Annotated in this window: 22 protein-coding genes, 1 pseudogene and 1 other annotated feature; of the genes and pseudogenes, 5 read left to right on the forward strand and 18 right to left on the reverse strand. The window is 36.0% G+C overall.

What is annotated here, in order from left to right:
- Window positions 1-21: 21 nt before the first annotated feature.
- From pulA to thpR, 6 genes are all read right to left on the reverse strand, one after another.
- A complete protein-coding gene (pulA, locus tag LPC09_RS19220) occupies window positions 22-2148 on the reverse strand; it encodes a type I pullulanase (protein ID WP_231308045.1) in 2127 nt (708 codons plus the stop codon).
- An 88-nt stretch (window positions 2149-2236) separates the two neighbouring features.
- Complete coding sequence (locus tag LPC09_RS19225; RefSeq protein WP_098794961.1) at window positions 2237-3133, reverse strand: diacylglycerol/lipid kinase family protein; 897 nt, start codon at window positions 3131-3133, stop codon at window positions 2237-2239.
- 168 nt (window positions 3134-3301) lie between these two features.
- Complete coding sequence (locus LPC09_RS19230; protein WP_098794960.1) at window positions 3302-4261, reverse strand: nuclease-related domain-containing protein; 960 nt, start codon at window positions 4259-4261, stop codon at window positions 3302-3304.
- A 115-nt stretch (window positions 4262-4376) separates the two neighbouring features.
- Window positions 4377-5063, reverse strand: coding sequence for an LrgB family protein (locus tag LPC09_RS19235; RefSeq protein WP_098794959.1), 687 nt, complete (start codon window positions 5061-5063; stop codon window positions 4377-4379).
- On the reverse strand, window positions 5060-5446 hold the full coding sequence (locus LPC09_RS19240; RefSeq protein WP_098794958.1) for a CidA/LrgA family protein: 387 nt from the start codon (window positions 5444-5446) through the stop codon (window positions 5060-5062). The genes LPC09_RS19235 and LPC09_RS19240 overlap by 4 nt, the downstream gene beginning before the upstream one ends.
- Complete coding sequence (gene thpR, locus LPC09_RS19245) at window positions 5443-6024, reverse strand: RNA 2',3'-cyclic phosphodiesterase (RefSeq protein ID WP_098794957.1); 582 nt, start codon at window positions 6022-6024, stop codon at window positions 5443-5445. Before thpR ends, LPC09_RS19240 begins: the two co-directional genes overlap by 4 nt.
- Window positions 6025-6222: 198 nt before the next feature.
- Between thpR and cysK the strand changes: the two genes are divergently transcribed.
- The gene (gene cysK / locus LPC09_RS19250) at window positions 6223-7152 is read left to right on the forward strand and encodes a cysteine synthase A (protein WP_098794956.1); all 930 of its coding nucleotides are present in this window, start codon (window positions 6223-6225) and stop codon (window positions 7150-7152) included.
- Window positions 7153-7229: 77 nt separating this feature from the next.
- Here the strand turns inward: cysK and pepV are convergent, their stop codons facing one another.
- Window positions 7230-8624 carry a dipeptidase PepV gene (pepV, locus tag LPC09_RS19255; protein WP_098794955.1) on the reverse strand — a complete coding sequence of 465 codons (1395 nt, stop codon included), beginning with the start codon at window positions 8622-8624 and terminating at the stop codon, window positions 7230-7232.
- Window positions 8625-8857: 233 nt separating this feature from the next.
- Between pepV and LPC09_RS19260 the strand changes: the two genes are divergently transcribed.
- The gene (locus tag LPC09_RS19260; protein WP_098794954.1) at window positions 8858-10162 is read left to right on the forward strand and encodes an NCS2 family permease; all 1305 of its coding nucleotides are present in this window, start codon (window positions 8858-8860) and stop codon (window positions 10160-10162) included.
- A 55-nt stretch (window positions 10163-10217) separates the two neighbouring features.
- On the opposite strand, the gene map is transcribed toward LPC09_RS19260, so the two are convergent.
- The 3 genes from map to LPC09_RS19275 all read right to left on the reverse strand — a co-directional run bounded on the left by map (window position 10218) and on the right by LPC09_RS19275 (window position 12976).
- Window positions 10218-10964 (reverse strand): type I methionyl aminopeptidase, encoded by a 747-nt coding sequence (gene map / locus LPC09_RS19265; RefSeq protein ID WP_098794953.1) that lies wholly within the window; start codon window positions 10962-10964, stop codon window positions 10218-10220.
- 143 nt (window positions 10965-11107) lie between these two features.
- The gene (locus LPC09_RS19270) at window positions 11108-12265 is read right to left on the reverse strand and encodes an ABC transporter permease (RefSeq protein WP_269217400.1); all 1158 of its coding nucleotides are present in this window, start codon (window positions 12263-12265) and stop codon (window positions 11108-11110) included.
- A gap of 6 nt (window positions 12266-12271) precedes the next feature.
- On the reverse strand, window positions 12272-12976 hold the full coding sequence (locus LPC09_RS19275; protein WP_231308047.1) for an ABC transporter ATP-binding protein: 705 nt from the start codon (window positions 12974-12976) through the stop codon (window positions 12272-12274).
- A gap of 335 nt (window positions 12977-13311) precedes the next feature.
- Here LPC09_RS19275 and LPC09_RS19280 point away from each other — a divergent pair, with 335 nt between their 5' ends.
- Window positions 13312-13533 carry a DeoR family transcriptional regulator gene (locus tag LPC09_RS19280; RefSeq protein WP_046590011.1) on the forward strand — a complete coding sequence of 74 codons (222 nt, stop codon included), beginning with the start codon at window positions 13312-13314 and terminating at the stop codon, window positions 13531-13533.
- 77 nt (window positions 13534-13610) lie between these two features.
- On the opposite strand, the gene LPC09_RS19285 is transcribed toward LPC09_RS19280, so the two are convergent.
- Both LPC09_RS19285 and LPC09_RS19290 read right to left on the reverse strand, forming a co-directional pair.
- Complete coding sequence (locus LPC09_RS19285; protein ID WP_231308048.1) at window positions 13611-14339, reverse strand: pseudouridine synthase; 729 nt, start codon at window positions 14337-14339, stop codon at window positions 13611-13613.
- Window positions 14340-14667: 328 nt separating this feature from the next.
- Complete coding sequence (locus LPC09_RS19290; protein ID WP_231308049.1) at window positions 14668-16302, reverse strand: putative polysaccharide biosynthesis protein; 1635 nt, start codon at window positions 16300-16302, stop codon at window positions 14668-14670.
- A 168-nt stretch (window positions 16303-16470) separates the two neighbouring features.
- Here LPC09_RS19290 and LPC09_RS19295 point away from each other — a divergent pair, with 168 nt between their 5' ends.
- Both LPC09_RS19295 and LPC09_RS19300 read left to right on the forward strand, forming a co-directional pair.
- Window positions 16471-17736, forward strand: coding sequence for a BaiN/RdsA family NAD(P)/FAD-dependent oxidoreductase (locus tag LPC09_RS19295; protein WP_231308050.1), 1266 nt, complete (start codon window positions 16471-16473; stop codon window positions 17734-17736).
- A 79-nt stretch (window positions 17737-17815) separates the two neighbouring features.
- Window positions 17816-18001, forward strand: coding sequence for a sporulation protein Cse60 (locus LPC09_RS19300; protein ID WP_098794947.1), 186 nt, complete (start codon window positions 17816-17818; stop codon window positions 17999-18001).
- A 44-nt stretch (window positions 18002-18045) separates the two neighbouring features.
- Here LPC09_RS19300 and LPC09_RS19305 read toward each other — a convergent pair whose 3' ends face one another.
- The 6 genes and pseudogenes from LPC09_RS19305 to LPC09_RS19330 all read right to left on the reverse strand — a co-directional run bounded on the left by LPC09_RS19305 (window position 18046) and on the right by LPC09_RS19330 (window position 26628).
- Window positions 18046-18369, reverse strand: a complete 324-nt coding sequence (locus LPC09_RS19305; RefSeq protein ID WP_121663110.1) for a rhodanese-like domain-containing protein — start codon at window positions 18367-18369, stop codon at window positions 18046-18048.
- A 248-nt stretch (window positions 18370-18617) separates the two neighbouring features.
- Window positions 18618-21032 carry a leucine--tRNA ligase gene (gene leuS / locus LPC09_RS19310; RefSeq protein ID WP_231308051.1) on the reverse strand — a complete coding sequence of 805 codons (2415 nt, stop codon included), beginning with the start codon at window positions 21030-21032 and terminating at the stop codon, window positions 18618-18620.
- Window positions 21033-21132: 100 nt separating this feature from the next.
- Window positions 21133-21362, reverse strand: a binding site (T-box leader).
- Window positions 21363-21482: 120 nt separating this feature from the next.
- On the reverse strand, window positions 21483-22259 hold the full coding sequence (locus LPC09_RS19315) for a 3-hydroxybutyrate dehydrogenase (RefSeq protein ID WP_231308052.1): 777 nt from the start codon (window positions 22257-22259) through the stop codon (window positions 21483-21485).
- Between the two features lie 18 nt (window positions 22260-22277).
- The gene (locus LPC09_RS19320) at window positions 22278-23597 is read right to left on the reverse strand and encodes a GntP family permease (RefSeq protein ID WP_231308053.1); all 1320 of its coding nucleotides are present in this window, start codon (window positions 23595-23597) and stop codon (window positions 22278-22280) included.
- Window positions 23598-23966: 369 nt separating this feature from the next.
- Window positions 23967-25339: pseudogene (locus tag LPC09_RS19325) on the reverse strand (sigma-54 interaction domain-containing protein).
- Between the two features lie 83 nt (window positions 25340-25422).
- Entirely contained in the window at window positions 25423-26628 is a 1206-nt protein-coding gene (locus tag LPC09_RS19330) for an MDR family MFS transporter (protein WP_231308054.1), read from the reverse strand.
- Between the last annotated feature and the right edge of the window lie 3 nt (window positions 26629-26631).

A 26631-nucleotide genomic window follows, 5' to 3' on the forward strand; every position in this document is an offset into this window, starting at 1 on the left:
AGTCAAGCAAAACTAAAAATCCTAGTTTTTACAAAAAACATATGTTCCAATTTCTCTTATCTCTATTTTATTATCTACATCTATAGGTTGATCGAGTAGGATACTAGAAGGACTAACAATCTGTTTCCATCCCTTATTTCCAGGTAGTTTAAATTGATACGATTTATTACATTGAGGATGGTGGATCACAACTATTCTTTCCCATGGACCATAGGCTCCTACATTCTCCATTTCATAAGAAAGAAGGTGAGGATCATCATTAAAATAGACATGTTTGTTTATCAATTCTTGAGATGATAATCGAAACCCTCCATGGAGCTTTCTAAGCTTGATCAACCCTTTAATATACTCAACATTTTCTTTTTGTTGTGATCTTTCATCCCAATTTAGATGGTTGATTTCGTCAGGAGAGTTATAACTATTTTCTACACCGTTTTTTGTTCGGAAAAATTCTTGACCACCATGTAGAAAGGGGATGCCTTGAGATAATAGAACAATGCTTGTTGCTAACCGATGTCTTGCCTTTCTTATTTCTTCACTTTCAGCATCTGCAAAAGATAAAAAGCGATCCCACATCGTATGATTATCATGTGACTCAACATAATTAATTGATTGATGAGGTTCATGAAACATAGTAGGTGATCCAGTTATAAGTGCTTTCATCTGCTCGAGAGTATCAAGATTTTCATATACAAACCCGCGATCTTGAACACTGAATGTACTACCTTTAATTACATCCCTAAACTGGTCATTAAAAAAGCTTATTGTTGGCAGTTTATGAGCATTTGGAATGATTGCTTTTTCTTCATAAGGTAATGGAGTAAGCAAATCCCATCCTTCTCCTAATAAAATCGCATCTTCTTTTATCTCTAGAACTTCCTTTTGAACCTCATTCATTGTCTTAACATCAAGAATGCCCATTAAATCAAAACGGAAACCATCTATATCAAACTCATTCATCCAATACTTTACACAATCTGTAATAAACTTTTTGACCATCATTCGTTCCGAGGCAAGATCATTTCCTACACCGGTTCCATTAGAAGGCATTCCATTTTCATCATGCCTGAAATAGTAACCCGGTAATAACTTTTCAAATGAAGAATTTTCTTTAGAATAAACATGATTAAAAACTACATCAATAATAACTCTTAAATTTTGTTTATGAAGAGATTGGATAAGTGTTTTGAGTTCTATTATTCGCTTATATGGGTTTTCAGGTGCTACAGAATAACTCCCTTCTGGAGCGAAGTAATGAAGAGGGTTATAGCCCCAGTTATATGCTTCGAATGGTTTTTGTTCATCAACTTCCTCAAAATCATTTACAGGCAACAATTCAATGTGTGTTACACCTAACTCTTCCAAATAGGATATGCCTGTAGAATCGCCTAGACTATTTTTCGTATTTAACTCCTTCCACGCGTCATATTGCCCTTTATTTTTCATCCCGCTATTTTCATGAATAGAAAAATCTCGAACATGAACCTCATAGATGATGGTATCCGTTTTCTGGTTAAGTGCAGGCGGCATAATGATTGGTACATTTGTTAAGCTTTGATCGATAATAACACCGTATTCTCCATTAATTGAGACCGCTCTTGCGTATGGATCAACTGCCTCATTCCACACAAGATTTATGCAAGCTAGAAACGTATAATAATATCCTTCAAAATCACCATCAATTGTAATCGACCATGTACCTTTTTCACATCGAATCATATGGAAAGTATCAACTTGTGTTCCATCGCTTCGATAAATTCGAAGTTTTACAATGGTTGCTGTAGGAGCCCAGACTTTCCACTCTGTTTTTTCCTTAGTATAATTTGCTCCTAAGTCATTGCCATCATAATAAAATTTCTTATCGAATTTCTCCGATCGAATGACAGCTCCTATTTGTAAATCTGTTTCTAAACCATCTTCATCACTAATGATATAGGTTTTCCCAAATGATAGTGGGTTCGATAAACTACAGACAAATTTTATTTGTTTTCCAATATCAATTTTTTCTACTATTGATAGAGCCTCGTGATTTTGATCAATCTTTATAAAAAAAGCCTTATTTTCGCTATCAAATTCCTTAGGCATAATAACTGCAATTTCATTCATTTTATCTAAAAAGGCTTGGAATCTCCTATTAATACTCAGCATGATGAGCACCCCCATATGAGAGTTTTTGTTGTTAATTTAGAAAAATTTTTAACTAATGGTAGAATTCTCAAAGTTAACACTATAACATCTATAAGATACATGCCTTATGTGATTCGCTAATCTTGATGATCACCGGGCTTTCTCCTATTACATCTCCATCAGCATGAACAAGTCGAATAGAATCAGTCTTAACTGTGATCTCCTTGCAAGAGAGTTCCTCAATAAACTCATTTTTTGTTTTGTTTCTTACCTTAGTCAATAATAATAAAGGTAGTAATTTAAGCCTTTTAGCTTCTTTTATGATTAAAACATGTAAATTTCCATCTCTAGTAGTAGAACGATTAGAAACGATGATGAACCATACTGAATCAAACTCCAAGGGTTGCTCTTGATCTATTTCAAGAGATATTGAAAATAATTCATAATTCCATAATACCTTTAATAGCCCGACAATAAACCTGACATGCCCTAAAATGGGCAAATCTGACTTTATCTTTACCACCATTTTTTCTTGACTCAGTATGCTGGCGTCTAGACCTATACCTACACGATTGAAGAAATAATTCTTCCCACTCTTTCCTTCAACACGATATTCCCCTAAATAATATCCTTTTAAAGGTGCGTTCCAGCGTTGAAATAAATGTTTTATAGCTTTTTTGGGATCAGAGGATAAAGAGAAATTGGTCAATGATTTATTTCTACTTCCTGTATAAATAAAGCCCATCTGTATTTTATCAAATGAACTTAAACCGTTTACAATTTCGTTAATTGTGCCTTCTCCACCTATCCCAATAACAGTTTTTAGACGGTAGTCTTGGATTGTGGCAATTTGTCTGGCAAGAGCCTCCGCATGTCCAGGATATTCTGTATAGAAAGAACGAAAAGATACTTTTCTTTTTTCAAGTTCTTTCTTAACTTTTTTCCATATTTTACTTCCTCTACCATAACCAGATTCCCGGTGAATAATCAAAAATAATACACTCATATTGAAGCTCCATCTTGTTCATAGTTTATGTATTTGTCAGTTTTGTGTTCATGTCCCATTTATTAGGTTTTCATTTTAAATCATGCGCTTTTTTGGAAATAAAATAAAGGACAAAATATCCTCTTGTCCTTCATTTTATATACATTTAAAATTGGGTATTAGTTACTTTTATGTTGTTTCATTCCATTCGCTTCGGTTAAATGAGTTGGTTAAACAGTGGGATAAGAGAACTTGTGCTGCTTTTAACTGAGTGTGCTTTAAAGGCGCTGATGAGGTTCTTAGCCTTTGAAACCATTCTTCATAATTTCTCTTATCTAAAATCGTAATATCATGTGGAGCAAAGGGATAGTCAACATAACCGTTGCGACTTATAATTAATTTTTTAACTGAAATATCAATATCTTGTGAACGAATTAATTTTTGTACAACCGTACCCGTTCGATTTAAACTAAGTACAGGATTTAATAACTTGCGTTCAGCTTCCCCTCTTCGTGCTGTCCAAAATTTCTCCTTTGACCCGATAAAAACAGTTTCAGGTAATTGTTCTACAACTGTTAAACAATAAATTTCCGTTGTTCCAATTAAGATAATATCCAATTCTACTGGTGCATTTTTCAATTTAAAAACAGGACGATAAAGTAGTAAATAATGATCGGGAAGACGTTTCACAAAATAAGGCAATAACTGATCTCGATAAATAGCATGATCAATAGAGGATTTCTCACGAATTGTTGAACTTGCCCATCGAATTTGAAAACGAAAAATATAATCTAAAAATAAATGCTTTAAGTCCTCATGTGTCTTTGGAATGGTCGTAAATTGAAACTGTAATTCATCATCATCTAAAGCCGAATCATTTACTAAAGGTTTAATCATTTGTTGCTCTTGTTCTACCTTTGAAAACCTTTTTTTAAATTTCTTTATAAAAGTAGATTTCTCATCTTCTTCTTCACGCTGGTTATCAAGCGTTTCACTTACCTTCATAACTGTATGGAACATGTTATTCTCCCAGGCCTGAAATACCTTTTCCCATTGCTGTTTCTTTAACCGTATGAATTGACTTGGGTAACGATAAGCATCTAATTCATAGCGGGATATATAATCAAAAAGCTTAATGATTTGCGCCAAACGCTGAACAACTCCTATTTTGCTGTTTTAAAAACTTAGTTACTACAAAGGCAGTATGCCACTAGTCGTAAACTGATGGTCCCCTGGTGTTGTAGCCTCTTTCATTAAATTTTCTTTATAAAAATAAGGATAAAAGTATTGGACAAAGAATGCTAGTAAATATTGCACTTAGCGTCATTGAAATTGAGCTTATGGCTCCTTCAACAGTTCCCATCTCTAATGCTCTTGCCGTTCCAATCCCATGTGAAGCAGTCCCAAAGCCTATTCCCCTTGAGATTGGTTGTTTTATTTTAAACAAATTCATCAAGTAAGGTCCAAACATTGCTCCGGAAATTCCAGCAATCATTACATAAACAGCTGCAAGAGTCGGCGTTCCTCCCACCATCTCACTTATGTCCATAGCTATTGGGGTCGTAACAGATTTAGGTGCTAACGAACGCAATAGTTTTTCGTCTACATTAGTTAGCAGACTCATGATAATACCACTACATACACCAATTAGCGCACCAATGAAAACACTAGTAAAAATACTTAATATGTTACGCTTTAAAATCTCCCGGTGATCAAAAAGTGGAATTGCAAAAGCAACAACCGCAGGACCCAAAAGATGCTCAATCCATTGACCACCAATCATATATGAGCTATAAGATATTTTAGCTATAAGAAGAATAATGACAATAATCAGGCTGGACGTAAAGATTGGTACTAAAATCGGGTGCGAAAATTTCGTGTAGAGTCTCCTCATAAGACTATAAATAAGTAAAGTTATCAAAATAAAAAATAACCCTATTAAAAATGTCATAAAGATAGCTCCTTTTCTTTATGAACTTTCTTCCCTTTTGCCAAAAGAACATCACTTATATAAGCTGAAGCCACCATAACGATCATCGTACTGCTAAATGCAATGAATAAGGTAATAATGCCAAATCCTTTAAATATATTAAGATAATCAATAATTCCCACAGTTGCAGGAATAAATAATATCGGCAAATTTTTCAAAAGAAATGATCCCCCGGAAGAAAACCAATTCCTTTTAATCAATTTAAAATGGAAAGCAAGAAATAATAAAACCATTCCAATCAAGCTTCCTGGAATGGGAAGTTTAATAAGTGCCCGTATTCCTTCACCTATACTATAAATTCCATATAGACAAGTAATTTGAAGAATCAGCTTAACGTATTTCATTCTCTTACACTCTCCAAAGTTTGCAAAAGAAATGTTTCAACCACCTCATACTTTGGAATTTTATTCAGATTTGTTTGATACAGATGAATTTTCTCCACTTTAAAATGAGATGAACTTCCTTCAAAAGCATGATCCAGTTGTGACCATTTTCTAAAAGGCTCTTCTGACTTCCATTTTCTAGCTAACGTAATGTGTGGACGAAAAGGCTTTTTATCAAGTTGAAACCCCACTTCTTGACATCTGTCAAACACTTGTTTTTGGAACTGCTGTAGATTCGTTGATTCTTTTAAACCTGCCCAAAAAATTCTTGGAAAATCAGGCTTACCAAAAACGTCGATTCCTTTTAAAAACAATTCAAATTGTGGAACAAATTGAACAGTCTGTTTGATTTTTTCGACTAATAACTCTAATTTCTCATCTTCCCCTACATCACCTAAAAAAGCTAATGTAATATGATAATCATTTGGATGGACCCATGATTGAAAGGGCAATTTATTTTTATAGGTTGTAATCCAATTTTGAATAAGCTGTTGATGATGTTCTTCAATAGGTACAGCAATAAAATAATGTTTTTTCATAGCAGCCCCCAATGTTATTCAAGATAATTTTATTTTATCCCACATATCCAAGCTTTAAAAGGTCGATTCATATACAATGCGTTCAGCAGTTGCTATACTGTTAACTGTCTATATTATAAAATAAGTGATTTAGTAAAAATACTACGTAACAAGGTTTTCACATAACAACCTTATATAAAAGAAAAAGGACGTGGCAACATGAAAATTGCAAATAACGTATCAGAGCTTATCGGAAATACACCTCTAGTTAAGTTAAATCGTTTAAACCCAGAAAATGGTGCATCGATATATTTAAAGCTTGAATTCTTTAACCCAAGTGGAAGTGTAAAAGACCGAGCAGCTTTCAACATGATCGTTGAGGCAGAAAAGCAAGGCTTATTAAAGCCAAATTCAACGATTATTGAGCCAACTAGTGGGAATACCGGAATTGGAATTGCAATGAACGCGGCTGCAAGAGGCTATAAAGCGATCCTTGTTATGCCTGACACGATGACAAAAGAACGTATTAACTTGCTTAAAGCTTACGGAGCAGAAGTAGTTCTAACTCCGGGACACGAAAGAATGCCAGGATCAATAAAGAAAGCTGAGGAGCTAGCTAAACAAATTCCTGATTCATTTATTCCGATGCAATTCGATAATCATGCAAACCCTGATGCTCATAGACATACAACTGCAAGGGAGATTATCGAGGCACTTGATGAAATCGGCAAACCACTCTCAGCATTTGTTGCGACAGCTGGAACTGGCGGTACCATTACAGGTACAGGTGAAGCCTTAAAAGAGCATTATAAAAATGTAACAGTCCATGTTGTTGAGCCTGCCGGTTCTCCTGTCCTTTCAGGTGGTAAACCTGGAAACCATAAGCTAGTTGGGACAAGCCCTGGATTTATACCACCTATTTTAAATCAAGATGTATATGATGAGATTTTTAAAATTGAAGACGAACAAGCGTATGACATTACAAGAAGATTAGCACGTGAGGAAGGACTGTTAGTTGGTCCTTCTTCAGGAGCTGCATGCTATGCCGCAATTGAAGTTGCAAAACGTCTAACACCTGATGATGTTGTTGTTTGTATCACTTGTGATACAGGTGAAAGATACTTATCAAGTGATGTTTTCTCATTTTAAAAAGGGAAAAGAAATTTCCCTTCCCCGTGCTGTCGAGATGCCTCGACAGCTTTTTTCTTTATTCTCACAAACAAGCTTTATTTTGCTAATTCATATATTGCTTGTGCATAAATGGCTGTTGCTTTCAGCAAATCTTCAATGTCAATATATTCATCCTTTTGGTGAGCAACATCTGGTCTACCTGGAAATAAAGGTCCAAAAGCAACACCAGCTTCTAATGATCTTGCATAAGTTCCTCCACCAATCGCTATAAGCTCAGCATTTTCTCCAGTTTGTTCTTCATACACTTTTTTCAACGTTTGAATAAGGGGATGATTTTCCTCCACATAGTGTGGTTTCGAGTCATCAAATGATACTAATGAAAAGCCTTCTACATTGTTTATTTCAGTTTTTATTGTTTCAGCATTTCCTGAAACAGGATAACGTATATTTACTCCAATTTTGCCTAGCTGGTCTTTAGTGTATTTCATCACACCAAGATTAACTGTTAGTTCCCCGCTAACTTCATCAGAAAATGCTATGTTGAGCTTATGACCGCGCGTGTCATTTAAGAAATAATGAACAATCGCTTGTATATAATTTTCGCCTTTTTGATCAAGATTCAGATTATGTAGAAATTCAGCTAACAAAATGCCCGCATTCGTACCATTGTTAGGCTCCATTGCATGTGCTGAGACACCTTCAACAGTTAAACTTATCGTTTGCTCTTGAATTGTAGCCTGTCCGCTTATATTTTTGTCATGAATAAATGATTCAAATTGTTTCATGATTTCATTCTTATTATGAGATGATAAAACAGCTTTAGCAAAGTCTGGAACCATATTATATCTTCTTCCAGACTCAAAGGAATGAAGAACAATATCTGATGGTAAATCAGTGAAAGATCCATTTTGTTCGATCGTTAAATCAATAATTCCTTTTTCAGCAAAAATAATCGGAAAATCCGCATCAGGGGCAAAGCCTAACTCTGGCATCTTCTCATGCTTAAAGTAATGATCAACACAGCGCCATTCACTTTCCTCATCTGTTCCGATAATCATGCGAACATTTTTACTTAACGGTAATTGCAAATCTTTCACAATTTTCATCGCATAAAATGCTGCAATTGTTGGACCCTTATCATCCATCGCACCTCTTGCAAAAATTTTCCCATCACGAATCTCTGCACCATAAGGTTCACTTGTCCAGCCATCACCTTCTGGAACAACATCAACATGGCATAATATTCCTACAACCTCTTCTCCATTTCCTTTTAATTCAATATGACCTGCATAGCCATCAACATTTTTAGTAGTAAAGCCAGCTTCTGCTCCTAAATGTAAGAGATGAGAAAATGCCTGATGAATTCCTTCTCCAAACGGAGCATCACTTGTTATTGAGTCTTCATCCAATACACTTTTAATCTGTAAAAATTCCTGTGTATCTTTTATAAGACTCTCTCTTCTTTTCTCAACTTCTTCGTTCCAATTCATGTATGATCCTCCTTCTATATTATTCATTATTCTATTATCATACTAACACGTGCCTTTATGAAAAAGTATGTTGAGTGTTAAAAAGCAAATCTGTTTGTTAGTTTTTATCTTTTTGTCACAAAATATAAATGGATTGTTAGGAACAATGTGAAGAAAACTATTGCAATATAAATTAAAAACGAATATTATTATAAATGTTTTGAAAAAACGTTCGTAAAAAATCGGAGGTACATATGTTTAAGTTATCAGAAAACAGAACAAATGCCCGAACCGAAATTTTAGCTGGAATCACAACGTTTTTAACTATGGTATATATCGTTGTCGTGAATCCAATTATTTTGGCAGATGCAGGAGTTCCATTCGACCAAGTCTTTACAGCAACAATCATTGCGACAATAATAGGTACACTTTGGATGGCCCTATCAGCAAATTATCCAATTGCAATTGCACCGGGGATGGGATTAAATGCATACTTTGCCTATTCCGTTGTTGGAGCAAATGAAAATATTTCATATACAACAGCCTTCTCTGCTGTTTTTATTGCCGGAATACTTTTTGTCATCCTTTCGCTAACTCCGTTTCGAAAGAAATTAATTGAAGCAATACCGAGCAATTTAAAGCATGGAATCACAGCTGGTATTGGTCTTTTCATTGCGTTTATCGGTCTTCGTTTAACTGGAATTGTCACAGCAGATCCAAACAATTTAGTGGCATTAGGTGATCTTCACTCTCCATCTGTTGTGTTAGCATTAATTGGCTTGGCTATAACATTAATATTAATGAGCCTAAATGTTCATGGTGCGCTATTCGTTGGTATGGTTATCACCGGGTTTATTGCCTTTTTCACAGGTCAATTATCATTTGATCAAGGATTTATGTCATTCCCAAGCTTGCCTGAAGGATTGATTATTACAAATCCATTTTCAGCTTTAACAGATGTCATATCACATGGCTTATATGCCGTTGTATTTTCTTTCTTACTTGTAACCATTTTTGATACAACAGGAACAATGATTGGTGTGGCCCAACAGGCAGGGCTTATGAAGGGCAATGAATTACCGAGAGCTCGTACGGCGCTTCTAGCAGATTCAGCTGCTACAACAATTGGTGCAATGTTTGGAACAAGTCCAACTAGTGCTTACATTGAATCTTCTGCAGGTGTTGCAGCAGGGGGAAGAACAGGCTTAACAACGTTAACTGTTTCAGCCCTATTCGGTCTTACGTTATTTTTCAGTCCTTTAATTGGAGCAGTTTCAGGGATCTCAGCAATTACTGCACCAGCATTAATTATTGTCGGGAGCTTAATGATGGGGGCTATTGCAGAAATCAATTGGAAAGAGCTTGACGAAGCGTTCCCGGCCTTTTTAGTTGTTTTAAGCATGCCACTAACATCAAGTATTGCTACTGGAATTGCACTTGGCTTCATTTCATATCCATTAATGAAAATTGCAAAAGGGAAATGGAAAGAAGTTCACATTTTTGTTTATATTTTTGCCGTTCTCTTTTTCATTCAACTAGCCTTTATTGGAGGGCACTAAAAAAAGCGAAATGAATCCTATTGATTCATTTCGCTTTTTTATTAGAAAATTATAGTTATTGTCTCGTTAAAATAATTGGACCGTCTTTTGTTATCGCAATTGTGTGTTCATATTGTGCTGATAAACTTCCGTCTATTGTTCTTGCTGTCCATTTGTTATCGTCCATTTTCGACTCCCATGCCCCGATATTCACCATCGGTTCAATGGTGATAACCATACCTTCTTTAAGGCGTTGACCTTTATTAGGCTCACCATAATGAAGGACTGTTGGTGGTTCATGAATGGTTCTTCCAATTCCATGACCTGTAAAATCTCTAACAACTGAATACCCTTCACCTTCAACATAAGATTGAATAGCGTGACCAATATCTCCTAGTCTGTTTCCAATAACAGACTGTTCAATTGCCTTGTTTAAGGCTTCCTCCGTAACATGTAATAGATTAGCCGCTTGTGGTGAAACATCTCCTACAGCATACGACCAGGCTGAGTCAGCAAGTGCGCCATTCAAATTTACAACCATATCAATTGTGACGATATCACCATTTTGTAATGGGGTGTTTCTCGGGAAACCATGGCAAATTTCATCATTTATTGATGCACATGTTGCAAATTCATAGCCTTTGTAACCTTTTTGTTCAGGGGTTGCACCATGTTGTTTTAGATACTGTTCTACAAATGCATCAATTTCAAGTGTTGTGATCCCTGGCTTGATTCTTTTCGCAATTTCTTTATGACAATTTGCCAGCAATTGACCTGCTTTATGCATGAGTTCAATTTCTCGTTTACTTTTTAAAATAATCACCTTGATACCTCCGATTAGTCCGTTGCCTACGTATGTATAATATGTAATAGCTATTTGTATGCTGCTTGCTTAAAAAATGTAAGCTTTTTTTCTATATATAGCCTAGCACGAATTAAGAAAAAGTTCTAACTGATTGAGCTCTTTTAAAGCAAGATAGTAAACACTGTTGACAAACTAGCTACTAAGATTACGATGCAAACACCTGGGTAAACGAATCGGTTTTCACATTTTTTCTGAGCTATAAACATATAATTCTTTTCTCCATAGTCAACTGACAGATATGGGTTCTGTTTAACGATTTCTTTAAACATCAGTACAATCCATTCTCTAAAGAAAAAGTAAAAGACGATTGTTACTAACCATTTTATCCATATAGGTGTAGTGAATATGATAAATGATGTAACAGATATAACCTGAAAATATTGCAGTAGATTCCCTTTATCACGAAGAAATGATTTCATAAACAGCTCTGTTACCCCATTTTCAGGTGATCTTTTCTGAAAAATTCTTGCGGAATTCCTCCATAATATCCAAGACCTTTTCTTTTGCTTTTTTACTTGTGGCATTGTGACTTCTGGATTCACAGTAAACATAAACTTTATATATTTTACTTTATTTTTTTGTTCTTTTTCAACATCATCATAGAATGTTTTTATTTGAGATTGATATTCCTTCACTTGCCATAATGATAAGCAGAAAAAAATGAGAGCAATCCCTATAATTAACGGATGAATAGGCTTAAAGATAATAGCAAAACACAAAATCAAAATGAAACAAGTAACAACTAATTCAATGATCAGCTTCTTCCAAAATCCAAACTTGTAAACAACTTGTTTGTAAGTTGTAAGTAATAAATTTAAACTAAAAAAGAATAGAGAAGTAACAAGTAACTGATAAAAAGTTAGATCATCGTAATGGTTTAATAACGGATATAACCAAACAAAAAGTAGTAACCACTTAAGAAGTAGTAAGATCCAAGAGTAAATGACCCCTATATACCTTATTTCCGTCATAATCTTTGACAATTGTAATAGTGTAAGTTGATCGGCTTCTTCCATAAACGTTCGAATGGTACCTTGCCAGCACAACAAAAAACAAAAAAGAAAAAGAACTTCATATGGCACTCCCTCAAGCCAACCAGGCAACGAGTTCCACCAGGAGTAATAGGTTATACCTAAAAAAGCCAAGAATGGGATAAGAAGATAAACAATGATCGTCCAATCAAAGACAGTACGAATAACTTTAAATTGATAAAGCCAATCTTGTTTCAAGCGCCTCCACCAAATTGTGCTTCCTCTCATTTTTCTTTACCTGCCTTCCTCAACTTTATTGAAGCAGTCAAGTAAAGAAGCACCAGGTAGGTCTGTACTTACCTGAATTTCCTCAATTGTTCCTTGAGCGACCATTGTACCCCCTGATACTAGTAAAAACCGATCACATATTTTTTCAGCCGTGTCCAAAACGTGAGTTGACATTAAGATAGCGGCACCGCGATTTTTTTCTCCTTCCATAACAGTTAAAAACATTTTAGTGGCGCTCGGATCAAGACCTATAAAAGGCTCATCAACAATATAATAATCTGGCTGTAAGACAAGAGCTTGTATGATCATTACTTTTTGCTGCATTCCTTTGGAAAAGGTGGATGGCATCTCATGTTTCACTTTTTCCATTTTAAAAGCATTTAAGTAGAGATTAGCTCTTTCTATTAACATCCTATCACTGATTCCATTAACTGCAGCCAGGAGGTCCAAATGCTCCCACAATGTTAAATGATCATAGAATATAGGTTTTTCAGGTATATATGCATATTTGCTTAATGGTTGCTTGTATATCGCTCCTTTCACATATTCCATTACACCCAATAAAGTCTTTATTGTTGTACTTTTACCTGCACCATTTGGACCGATTAAACCAATCCATTCTCCTTTATGTAAATGAAAATCAATTCCCCGAATAACAGGATGTTTTTCTTCATAGCCTGCTTCTTCAATTTTTACTGCTAAAATACTCATCTTTGATCCTCCTTGTTTCATTTAATACGCTCGATAGATGGAAAAAGATTCAAAAAACTAAAAAAAACCCCACTTTATTGTCATACTATTCAGAACGATAGGCATATAGATTTATTGTGTTAAGTACGCGCGTGCTTGTTTATCTTAAAATAAAAATGTTAATATTGTGTAAATTGAAACTTTTCTATGGATTATTACTGTCGAAATCGTGTAAAATATTGTTGTAACGTTTTACCGCATAAAACTAAATATGTATGAAGTGACATCTGAAAGAGCAGTCATCGAAAGGTTGTAGTAGGCATGGCCAGTGCGATCAAACGATAAGGAGTGGTTTTTTGAAACCTTCAACAAACCGTATGCTAACCAGAATCAAATCAGTCTACATGTTTATTAATGAGCGGGGAACTGTGACGACACAGCAACTCGTTGACGAATTTGGTATTACACCGAGAACCATACAACGTGATTTAAATGTGTTAGCATATAACGATTTGGTTCACAGCCCAACAAGAGGTAAATGGGCCACTACAAAGAAGAAAGTTAAGATGTCTTCGTAAGATCAAAAATAAATATTCCTATATACATAAAATAAGGAACCTTATGATCAAGGTTCCTCCTTTTTGCCTAAATGTTTTTATAATTCTATCGGTTTAGCATTTCTTAATTCCTCTATTTCTTCATCTGTTAGATCGCGATATTCCCCTATTTTTAATTCATCCTCATCTAAAACAATTGGTCCCATCGATATTCTTTTTAAATATGTTACTTTTTTTCCTACAGATTCAAACATACGTTTCACTTGATGAAATTTACCTTCTGTTATGGTAATATGAATGGTCGATTGATTCCCCGCTGTTAGAATTTCAAGTATAGCAGGCTTTGTTAAATAACCATCATCCAATGTTACACCATTCTTAAATGCCTCGATGTCCTCTTCAGTTACTTCACCTAATATGACTGCATAATATGTTTTTGGAACATGTTTTTTTGGTGACAGCAGTTGATGTGAAAGTTGTCCATCGTTCGTCAAAAGCAATAGCCCTTCCGTATCTTTATCAAGACGACCAACTGGAAACGGTTGATAAACAGCGTCTTCCATTTCCAATAAATCAATGACTGTTTCTTGATACTCATCTTCTGTTGCGGATAAATATCCTGCCGGCTTATTCATTAGTAAGTAAACGAATTCTTTGTATTCAACTTTTTCTTCATTTACTGTAATGTGTTGATGATCAGGATCCACATGTGTTTTTGGATCCTTTATTGGTTCTCCTTCAACCTTTACAGCTCCTGTTTTAAGTAATTGTTTTACTTCTTTTCGGCTTCCAAAGCCTATATTTGCTAATAATTTATCAATTCTCATATTATGTAAGACCTCCTGATGATCCAAGATTTTTTGATTAAGTCTATTTGTTGATATCTTGGCGTTTTTTTACATTTAACCTAAGAACAGGTTCGTTCCATTGCGCTCCAGACAATTGCTTTCCGCGGGGAGGAAGCTGAGCCTCCTCGGCTTTGCCTGCGGGGTCTCAGCCTTTCCTCTAGCTCCCGCAGGAGTCAATTGTCTTCCGCTTCATTCCACTATCGTTTTGATAGTTTAAATCAAAGAATTTAACAGAAACAACCTTTAGTAAAAAAACTCGGAGGATCCGAGTTCTTTGTTATCTTTAACTTATTTAGTATAAACCAACCTATTCAACTGATCGTTTTTTACTTGGTAAAAAACGGTTTAAACGGTTTCCTAATAATTTTTCTAACAAATGAGATCGATATGTTAAGTAGGCATATGTTGCTCCACCTACTACGACGGCGATGCCAACAACAATAACAGCATTCATACGACTATCTGCATAATTAATAAAAATACTTAGTATAGAAAATACGACGGAAACAACAAGTCCCATGAAGATACATAGTATTGTAATTAATAACGACCTCTTAATTAGAAGCCTAAAGGAATAACCTGCATGGCGTTTAATCATCGCAAATCCATAGATTAACGATACAATGTAGCCTGCTGCCGTTGCGATAATTGAGCCTACTCCTTCATATAGCTCAATTAACGTAACGTTTATAGAAAGCTTCACAATTAAACCTATGACTAAGCTAATCACCGCAAGCTTTTGTTTATTAATACCTTGTAAGATTGCTGCATTCACTGTAAAAAGAGAGAAAAGCAATGCTACAGGGGCATACCACATTAAAATATGCTTCCCAATTTCTTCTGATGTTCCCGCGTAGAACACATTATAGGCCGGTCCCGCTAAAACAGAAAGACCAATCACAGCAGGTAAAACAAGTAACATAATCACCTGTAAAGTTTGATCAATCTGTTTATGTAGTAAGCCTCGATTATTATTTGAGAAAGACTCTGTAATAGTTGGAATCAGTGTTAACCCAAAAGCTGTAGCTAATGATACAGGAATCATCACTAATTTTGGCACATAAAGAAGTAACACAGAAAACATATCCATTGTATATGACTGTTCATTTCCAGTACTTAACATCGCACGGTTAAAAGTCAAGGTATCGATGTAATTATAAATAGGAATTGCCAATCCAACAAAAACAAATGGACCAGCATAACGAAATACTTCCTTAAACATTCTGCCGAGTGGCATTGGTTCGGCTTCAATTGGATTGTCCTGCATAGCTAAGAGTGTACCCTTTCGTTTCACCCAATAGATAAACAAAACAACTAACCCGCCTACTGCTCCAACAAACGCAGCAAATGTAGCATAGCCAACTGCCAAAACAAGTCCACCATTTAATACATTCATCACGATGTAAGTGGAAACTAACAAAAAGACAATTCTGACAAGCTGTTCAACAACCTGCGAAACTGCTGTAGGTCCCATAGATTGGTGCCCCTGAAAGAAGCCCCTTATTAAGCTCATTAGTGGAACAATAATAAGCGCAATGCTCACCATTCTGATGACAAGAGTTGCATCTTCAACGGTTACTCCATTAAGCTCTCTTTCAGCAAGTGCAGCAATTGCAAACCATGGTGCCAGCATATATAAGATAGCAAAAGCAAGTAAGCCAGTTATGAGCATAACAAGTATGCCTGCCTTAAACATCCTTCGGCTCGTTTGATAATCCCCTAAAGCATTATATTTTGAAACAAATTTAGATACTGCTGCTGGAAACCCTGCTGTTGCAACACTTAAAAAAATTGTATATTGTGCATAACCTGCATGAAACAATCCTCCACCAGTTGTTCCCACCATCGCAGCAAAAGGAATTAAATAAATCATTCCTAAAATTCTTGATATGTATGTACCTAATGTTAATACGAACGTTCCTCGTAGCAAATTATTAGACATTTTTCTTACTCACCATTCTTCTCTATGAAGATTCAACTTTTCTATTTTACCATAAACCCACATATATACCATAAGCATTGTGATTCATCATTATTTTTCATCACTTTTTACTTTTTACGTTCTTCAGATATAATATGGTAGCAGACAAGTAAAAAAGGTGTGAATTAGATGAATTATGATGTAGTTGTAATTGGTGGAGGCCCATCAGGATTAATGGCCTCAATTGCTGCAGGAGAAAAAGGGGCTCGTGTACTTCTATTAGATAAAGGAAATAAACTAGGAAGAAAGCTTGCCATATCAGGTGGTGGTCGTTGTAATGTAACAAATAGATTGCCGATAGATGAGATTATTAAACATATACCCGGAAATGGCCGTTTTTTATATAGTGCTTTCTCAGAATTCAGCAATGAAGATATTATCCGTTTTTTTGAAAATCTAGGTATTCAATTAAAAGAAGAAGATCATGGTCGAATGTTTCCTGTCACGGACAAAGCGCAATCTGTCGTTGATGCACTAATTAGCGAATTAAAGCGTTTAAATGTGGAAATACGTACAAATGAACCTGTAAAAGAAGTGATATACGATGCGGAAAAGGTAACAAGTATTGTACTCGTTAACGGAGAAACAATTTTAACAAGGGCAGTTGTACTAGCTGTTGGCGGAAAAAGCGTGCCACATACCGGGAGTACAGGTGATGGATATGCCTGGGCTGAAAATGCCGGACATACGATTACGGAATTGTTTCCAACTGAAGTACCAATTACATCAAATGAACCATTTATTCAGGAAAAAGCTCTACAAGGACTCTCTTTACGTGATGTGGCACTCAGTGTTCTTAATCCAAAAGGAAAAACAATTATTACCCATAAAATGGATATGATTTTCACTCACTTCGGAATATCAGGTCCAGCTGTTTTAAGATGTAGTCAATATGTGGTCAAGGCTATGAAAAAGTTCAAAACAAATGCGATTACTGTTAGTATTGATGCCCTGCCTGATCAAAAAGAGGAACAGCTTTTTCAATCAATTGTTAAAGATTTAAAACAGGATTCAAAAAAAGCAATAAAAAATGTGTTAAAAGGATTGCTACCTGAACGGTATTTACTCTTTTTGTTGGAAAAAAATCAAATTGATTCGTTAGTTACGTATGATAATCTATCAAATGAAAAATTGCGCTCTTTTGTACAAGATTGCAAGCAATTTCAATTTCAAGTCCATGGTACACTATCAATTGAGAAAGCATTTGTAACCGGAGGTGGTGTATCTGTAAAAGAAATTCACCCGAAGGAAATGTCATCCAAACTAAAAGCGGGGTTATATTTCTGTGGTGAGATACTAGATATACACGGATATACAGGTGGCTATAATATTACATCAGCTTTAGTAACCGGCCGACTTGCTGGATCAAATGCTGCTATTTACTCTAAAGAATAAAATCACTTCTCCATTCTAGTAATAAATTTAGACAAGCTGTCATACAAATTATTAAAATGGAAATTAGGAAGTGATCATGATGTTAAAAGTGGCGCTTTTTGATGAAGAACACGAAAAAGATCTAGAAGAAGAAATCAATGGATTTCTAGCGAACCTTGGAGAAAATCAGGTTAGAGATATAAAGTTCAGCGTATCAGTATCCATAGACGAGGATGGAGAACAAATCTATTGTTACTCAGCTCTTGTTATTTACCGGGAAAAGTAAAATAAAAAACTGCTCGTCATTTATAAGACAAGCAGTTTTTTATTTTAAGCTAGTTGACTCTTCGGCTTTGTTTCACCTTTATAATCAAGCATGCCACCAGTCATGTTAACAACATCGTATCCTTTGTCTTGTAGATAAGCACAAACATTTCCACTTCTTCCACCTGAGCGACAAATGTAAATCGTTTCTTTATCTTTATCAAGTGCATCTAAATGCTCCGGAATATCATTCATACGAATATGCTTCGCTTGCGGAATCATGCCTGCTTCTACTTCTTCGTCTTCACGAACATCTATTAGCTCAAGCTTTTCCCCATTTTCTAATCTTTTTTGTACCTCTTCAGGAGAAATTTCTTTAAATTCAGACATTATGTACACCCTTTCAGTTTTAATAGTTGCATTATATCAAAGTAGTTTGTGAGGTGCTAGTTTGCTGAATTTCTTTATTTGACGCTTTTAGAGATATATTTGATATTTTGCTTAATTTATTAGTCAATTTATATGATTTATTTGCTAATTTTGACCAAATATTAGTTTTTCGACAATCCACGACATGCACAAACAAACAAACAAGCCCGACTCACAATGAGCCGGACTTGCCAATTCCAAAACACGTACTAGTTCGCTACAATATTCACAAGCTTACCAGGTACGGCAATTACTTTACGTATTGTTTTTCCTTCTACATGTTCTTTCACACGGTCATCGTCCAGCGCAATTTGTTCTAACTGATCTTTTGTAACATCTTTTGCTACTAAAAGCTTTGCACGGACTTTTCCGTTTACCTGAACAACGATTTCCACTTCATTTTCTACAAGTTTCGCTTCATCAAATGATGGCCATGCTTCATAAGAAATCGTGCTGCTGTGGCCTAATTTGCTCCATAGCTCTTCTGCTAAATGAGGCGCAATTGGAGATAGAAGTTTCACAACACCTTCCACATACTCTTTTGGAAGCACTGTTTGTTTATATGCTTCATTAATGAAGACCATAAGCTGTGAAATAGCTGTATTAAAGCGTAGTCCTTCCAAATCTTCTGATACTTTTTTCACCGTTTGATGATAAACGCGTTCAAGAGCATCGCTTGTTTCATCAACAACCTTTGGACTTAACTCACCATTATCTTCAATGAATAAACGCCATACGCGATCTAAGAAACGTCTTGCTCCATCAAGACCTGTTGTCGACCAGGCAATTGATGCTTCTAATGGTCCCATAAACATTTCATAAAGACGAAGTGTGTCCGCACCATGTGATGAAACAATCTCATCCGGATTCACAACATTTCCTTTAGATTTACTCATTTTTTCATTGTTTTCACCAAGAATCATTCCTTGGTTAAATAGCTTTTGGAATGGCTCTTTCGTTGGAACAACACCGATATCATATAAAAACTTATGCCAAAAGCGAGCGTACAATAAGTGAAGAACTGCGTGCTCTGCTCCACCGATATAAATATCAACAGGTAACCATTGCTTTAACTTTGCATCATCTGCAAGAGCTTCGCTGTTTTTTGGATCGATGTAACGTAGGTAATACCAGCAGCTTCCAGCCCATTGCGGCATTGTATTTGTTTCACGACGACCTTTTTTACCTGTTACAGGATCAACAACATTTACAAAATCATCAATAATTGCAAGTGGTGATTCCCCTGTTCCAGATGGTCTAATTTCTGTTGTTTTTGGTAATACAAGTGGAAGTTCTTCTTCTGGAACAGCAGACATTGTACCATCTTCCCAATGAATAATTGGAATTGGCTCACCCCAATAACGTTGACGGCTGAATAACCAGTCACGAAGACGGTAAGTTACTTTCTTTTCACCTTTTTTGTTTTGTTCAAGCCATGCGATCGCTTTTTCAATTGCTTCTTGTTTGCCAAGTCCGTTTAAGAAATCAGAGTTAACGTGTTCACCGTCACCAGTGTATGCTTCCTTCGTCACGTCTCCACCACTCACAACTTCTTTAATCGGAAGATCAAACTTTACAGCAAATTCATAGTCTCGCTCATCATGTGCAGGAACTGCCATAATCGCACCAGTACCGTAAGTTACAAGTACATAATCTGCAATCCATATTGGCATTTTTTCACCGTTTACAGGGTTAATAGCATAAGCACCTGTAAATACGCCTGTTTTATCTTTTGAAAGCTCTGTACGTTCTAAATCACTCTTATGTTTTACTTCGTCAATATAGGCCTCAACTGCTTGTTTTTGATCCTCAGTTGTAATTTTTTCAATAAAAGAATGCTCTGGAGCTAAAACAGCGTATGTTGCACCAAATAATGTATCAGGACGAGTAGTGAAAACAGTAAATGTTTCATCATGTCCCTCAATATCAAATGTTACATGAGCACCTTCAGAACGGCCAATCCAGTTACGCTGCATATCTTTAATGCTTTCTGGCCAGTCAACGTCTTCTAAGTCTTCAAGAAGACGGTCAGCATATGCTGTAATTTTCAGCATCCATTGCTTCATTGGACGTCGCTCAACTGGATGACCTCCACGCTCACTTTTCCCATCAATAACTTCTTCATTTGCTAAAACGGTACCTAACGCAGGGCACCAGTTTACAGGTACTTCATCTACATAAGCCAAACCTTTTTTATAAAGCTGCAAAAAGATCCATTGAGTCCATTTGTAATATTCAGGATCTGTTGTATTTACTTCGCGATCCCAATCATAGGAAAACCCTAGTGCTTGAATTTGTCTTCTGAAATTATCAATGTTTTGCTTTGTAAATTCAGCAGGGTCATTTCCTGTATCAAGCGCGTACTGTTCAGCAGGTAAACCAAATGCATCCCACCCCATTGGATGAAGAACATTATACCCTTGCATACGTTTCATACGAGATAAAATGTCTGTTGCTGTATATCCTTCAGGATGTCCTACATGGAGGCCCGCTCCTGATGGATATGGGAACATGTCCAATGCATAGAACTTCGGTTTTTCTGTATCTTCTGTTGTTTTAAATGTTTTATTATGTAACCAATAATCTTGCCATTTCTTTTCAATCTCTTGATGATTGAAGCTCATCTGTTTTCCTCCTTAAAGCTTGCTCTTAATTTATTTTATAACCTGTTGAACGGGTCAAAGCTTTCTAAAGTCCATAAAAACGAAAAAACCCCGCATCCCAAACAGGGACGAGAGGCTTAATTCCCGTGGTACCACCCAACTTTGGCATAGTGTGATTATGCCCACTTTGACATCCGTAACGTGGATAGACGACAAATATTACTTGATATATTTCTCTTTCACATTTGTAACTCAAAGGCGAGTTCATTAGCAAAAACTGGTTGACTCTCACCATCCGTCAACTCTCTGAGCACATTTTCACTAATTACTATTCCTTTTCTCCGTTCATTTCGTATATAGATTTAAGATTATTTTATATAAATTTGTCGTGATATGCAAGTATAGGCATCATTTACGATTTTTCTTTCAACATAAAGAGACTTGCGAACATTCTCGCAAGTCCCATTTCTCCTATTGAACTGTATATCCACCATCTATTACGACCGCCTGACCTGTTACTCCACCAGCCTTTTCACTAGTTAAGAAAATCGTATAGTCTGCAACTTCTTTTACAGAGAGCAGCCTTTTTTGCGGAATAAGCGGATACAAAACCTCTTCTAATACATTTTCTAGAGGTACATTTCTTGTATCAGCAAGATCTTGAAGCTGATTTCGCACAAGCGGAGTATCTACGTATCCAGGGCAGATTGCATTAACGGTAATTCCATGTGGTGCTCCTTCCAAAGCAGCCACTTTTGTTAACCCAATAACTCCATGCTTTGCACTATTATAGGCAGCCTTACCAGCAAACCCTATTAATCCGTTAATAGATGACATATTTATAATTCTTCCAAACTTTTGTTCTTTCATAATCGGAAAAACATGTTTTGTAGCGACAAAAGGAGCTACGAGCATAACTTTTGTTAGCAATTCGAATTTTTCAGTCGGAAAATCCTCGATATGAGCAACATGCTGTAGACCTGCATTATTTATTAGCGTATCAACTCTTCCATAATGCTCCTTCGTTTTTTTCACAACATCAATAATGTCTTGTTCATTTGTTACATCACATCTAAGTCCAATCACATCATAGCCTTGATTTTGCAATTCTTTTGTACTCATTAAAACCTGCTCTTCATTCAAGTCTGTTAATACAACCTTTGCTCCTTCTAACGCAAAAGCTCTAGCCAGTTCAAAGCCTATGCCTTGTGCTGCTCCTGTTAGTAGTACTACTTGAGCCTGAACCAAAATAACCAACCTCCGTTTCTATATACCTAATCCAAATGAAAATAATATAATTGCTAAAACAACGCCTAGTAGCGGAACAATGACAGTGAGTGCACCTACAGGATTGTATGCATCCTGATGAGACTCTCCACAAATTGCACGAACAGTTGTCACAACATATCCGTTATGTGGGAGAGAATCTAATGCACCAGATGATATCGACACAACCCGGTGTAAAGCCTCCGGATTCACGCCCATATCCATATAGTGTGGTGCTAGTAATGGTAAGGCAATGGCCTGACCTCCAGAGGCTGAGCCTGTCATACCAGCAATCACACTGACCGCAATAGCTCCACCAATTAACGGGCTTCCTGGAATACTAGTCATGGCATTTACAGCTACTTCAAATGCTGGTACCGCCTTTGCAACACCACCAAACCCTACTACTGCCGCTGTGTTCCCAAGGGCTAATAATGCTCCAAGTGTTCCTTCTGATACAGCATTCCAGAACGATTTAAAATACTTACGGTTTAATAGATAAGTAGCAATAACTCCACCTAGTAAGGCAATAATTAATGCTGATTGCTGCAAGGAATCGTGGAAAATAAACGAAATAACTAACACAACAAATAACGGAATTACTCCAAATAACGGATTTGGTAAAGCTTTGTGTTCATTTACAGGATCATTGTCTCTTGCAACAAATTTCTCACCACGTGCTACTGCTTTTGAAATCATTCTTCTTAGCCACCAATAACCAAATACCATCATAAACACAGCAACAATTAAACTAACTTCCCACCCTGCATACGGAGAAGTACCTAAATATTCAATCGGAATCCAGTTTTGAATCTCTGGTGAACCTGCTGATGTCATTGTAAAGGTAACAGATCCAAAAGCGAGTGCCGCTGGAATAAAGCGGCGTGGCAGATCTGCTTCTCTAAATAAACTAACCGCCATTGGATAAACAGAAAATGCGACAACGAATAAACTAACACCACCGTATGTTAACACCGCACATGCAATAACAATGGCAAGTACAGCTCTTTTCATCCCAATTTTACTTACAATCCATTTTGAGACACTATCTGCTGCCCCACTATCTTCCATTACTTTTCCAAAAATGGCCCCTAGTAAAAACATGAGATACCAAGAAGCAATAAATCCAGAAAAACCAGTCATATAATTTCCTACTAAATTTGCCTCACCTTCTCCCACTAATTGTGGAAAAAGTGGTAAACCACTAAATACAGCAACAAATAAAGCACATAACGGACCTGCTACTAATAAGTTCATACCCCTCATTGTTAAAAAAATTAAAAGTGCTAAACCACCAATTAATCCAATCATACTTAACATCTGTCTTCCCCCTTTGCTTGACTATAAGTCTTAAGAATGGTAACCGCTTTCATTTCTAAGTAATCCTTTTTAGAACACTCCCTTATTCACCAGGCACCTTTTCTTTAAACAACAAATATACATTCTGCATTTTATACCTCCTTTCAACTTCACAATTATAAAAGCAAGAAGTATGCCAACAAGCATAAACTGAGTAAATAATTACATATCAAAGAATACCCGCTATGTTATAACTCTTTTTCTACTATACTTATTCCGGATTTCTGGAATACTTTAAAAAATCATAGCTAGTCCACATCATCCTAAAGGTTATTTTCAAGCATTAAAAGAGCAGTCCAAAATCTTGGACTGCATTCCGGATATTCGGACTTATTCAAGACCATATTTTTGAATTTTTTCATACATACTAGACTTACTGATTCCTAACGCTTTAGCAGCGGCCTTTTTATCTCCTTTGTATTTCTGAATCATTTTAAGTAAAATTTCTTTTTCTGCATCATTTAGCATGTCTTTTAATGTTAATGCTGATTCTGATTTCGAATGATAAATTGTTGATTGTTTTATATAATCAGGAATAGAGTCTAATGTAATTAGATCTGATTTGGCTAAGTGAATAGCAGCTTCAATAACATTTTCTAGCTCACGAATATTTCCTTGCCAATGATAATGGTAAAACGTATCCATCACATCTTCATGAATCATTGAAATTCTCTTTCCTGTTCGAATTGAAACCTTTTTGATAAATTGGCGAACTAAAACCTCTAAATCTTCCTTACGTTCTCTTAGGGGAGGAATAAACAAAGGAATCACACTTATTCTGTAATATAGATCACTACGGAAATCATTTGTTTTCATCAAATCTTCCAATGGTCTATTTGTTGCAGTAATAACTCGAACATCCAAAGGTATTGTTTTGGTGGATCCTACAGGTTCGACTTCTTTTTCCTGAAGAACACGAAGCAGCTTTACCTGCATTTGCAAGCTCATATCACCGATTTCATCTAAAAAAATGGTTCCACCATTAGCCTGCTGAAATTTCCCCTTTTTTCCGCCCTTTTTAGCTCCAGTAAAAGCACCATCTTCATACCCGAATAATTCCGATTCAAGCAGATGCTCCGGGATCGCACCACAGTTAACCTTTACAAACGGCTTATCACTTCTATGACTTAAAAGATGGATGCTATGAGCAAATAATTCTTTTCCCGTCCCACTTTCTCCCCTAATGAGAACTGAGCTATCAGTTGCTGCAATTGATTTGACTTTTTCCTTTAACCCGGCCATAATGGCTGATTTTGAATGAATGTCGTTTAATGTGTATTTTGCTCCTGTATCATCTTGCTGTTCGATAAACGATTGAATAGATGACAAATGGTGACGAACATGTGAGTTCATTTCACTCCATTCCTTCGTATCTCTAAACATAACGGTACCAAACGCTCCAACCACCTTACCGTCAGCAATAATCGGAATCCGGTTTGCAATCATATAATTACCACGAATATATTGAAGATCAGCAATTTCCTCTTCACCGTTTTTGACAACAATATGCATTCTTGTATTTTCTATTACTTCTGTAACATGCTTCCCAATAACCTCTTCCTTTGTTACTTCACAAAAACGACAATAATTGTCATTCATATAGATAATATGCCATCAGCATCGACTATAACAATCCAAACGTAAGCGTTTTCTATAACAGTTTCAATTATTTCCTTTGCGTAAGGAAAACGTTGATTGATCATGACATATTACCTTCCCCTGTTAATCATTTTTTCTCTTATCGTATCACAAGTTAGTAGTCTAAATTTCAGAAAAAAAAAAGGGCTTAGACCCCGTAAACATCGGGTTCCTGAGACCTTTTCTTTTCAATAACAGCATTAAGCTTTTTATCATAAATAAAAGTAGTAAAGATACCAACTGCTAATAAAGTAATAATAATTATAAATAAGAGGTTCATATTGTAATAGTCTGCAATTACACCTCCAAGTATAGGGCCAATCATTCTACCACCTGTTGCAGTACTATTAACAAATCCTTGATAAAAGCCTTCTCTACCTACAGGAGCTAAATCATTTGCAATTGTAGGAACTGCTGGCCAAACAAGCATTTCTCCTATTGTTAAAATAACCATAGCAACAAGAAATCCAGTAAATTGCTCTGCAAACGAAGCAATCACAAAAGAAAACATAAACACAACAAATCCAATGATCATTTGTCTTTTTAATGTTTTAGCAAAGCGTTTCACAAACATGGAAATAAGTGGCTGACCTAACACAATCATTGCGCCATTTATTGTCCATAAAAGACTGTATTGGCTTATAGGAATATTTAGTGTTTGTGTGTAAGAAGAGATGGTTGAAGGCCATTGAACATAACCAACCCAGCATAGTAAATAACCCGTACACAAAATAATCAAAGCCGTAAACTTATGACGACTTTTTATAGCTGTTTTTTCATTTAAAATCGACGTTTGCTTCGCATTTGCTCCATCAATATTTCGATACCCGAAGAATGCTACAAAGAAAAAAACAGCATACAAAGCTGCATTTGCTACAAATATATAATTAAATGAGATGCTAGCAACAATTCCTCCTAACGAAGCTCCTGCTGCAACACCAACATTTTGTGCTACATAAATAGAGTTAAAGGCTTTTCTACCACCTTCTGGCCAAACAGTTCCGGCTAGAGCATATGTAGCAGGAAAAACAATACCTGAACCGAATCCAATAAAGATTAGCAAGTACATATAAACAGGCCAGCTATGATTAAACATCAAAATCACAATTGAAACCAAAGTGATGACGATACCTATTAAAATAGATTTATATCCCCCAATCTTGTCAAACAAGACACCACCAACAAGATTTCCTATTACACCTGCAGCAGCATTAAGCATCAGGACAATCCCAGCTAAAGTTAAAGACTTGCCTAGATGTTCATGGATATAGATCGTGTTTAACGGCCATAAAAATGACGCTCCGGTAACATTAATCATCATACCAATTACAAGTAACCATAAAGAACGTGGCATACC

It is taken from the genome of Metabacillus sp. B2-18 (genome assembly GCF_021117275.1).
In the GTDB taxonomy this organism is placed as follows: Bacteria; Bacillota; Bacilli; order Bacillales; family Bacillaceae; genus Metabacillus.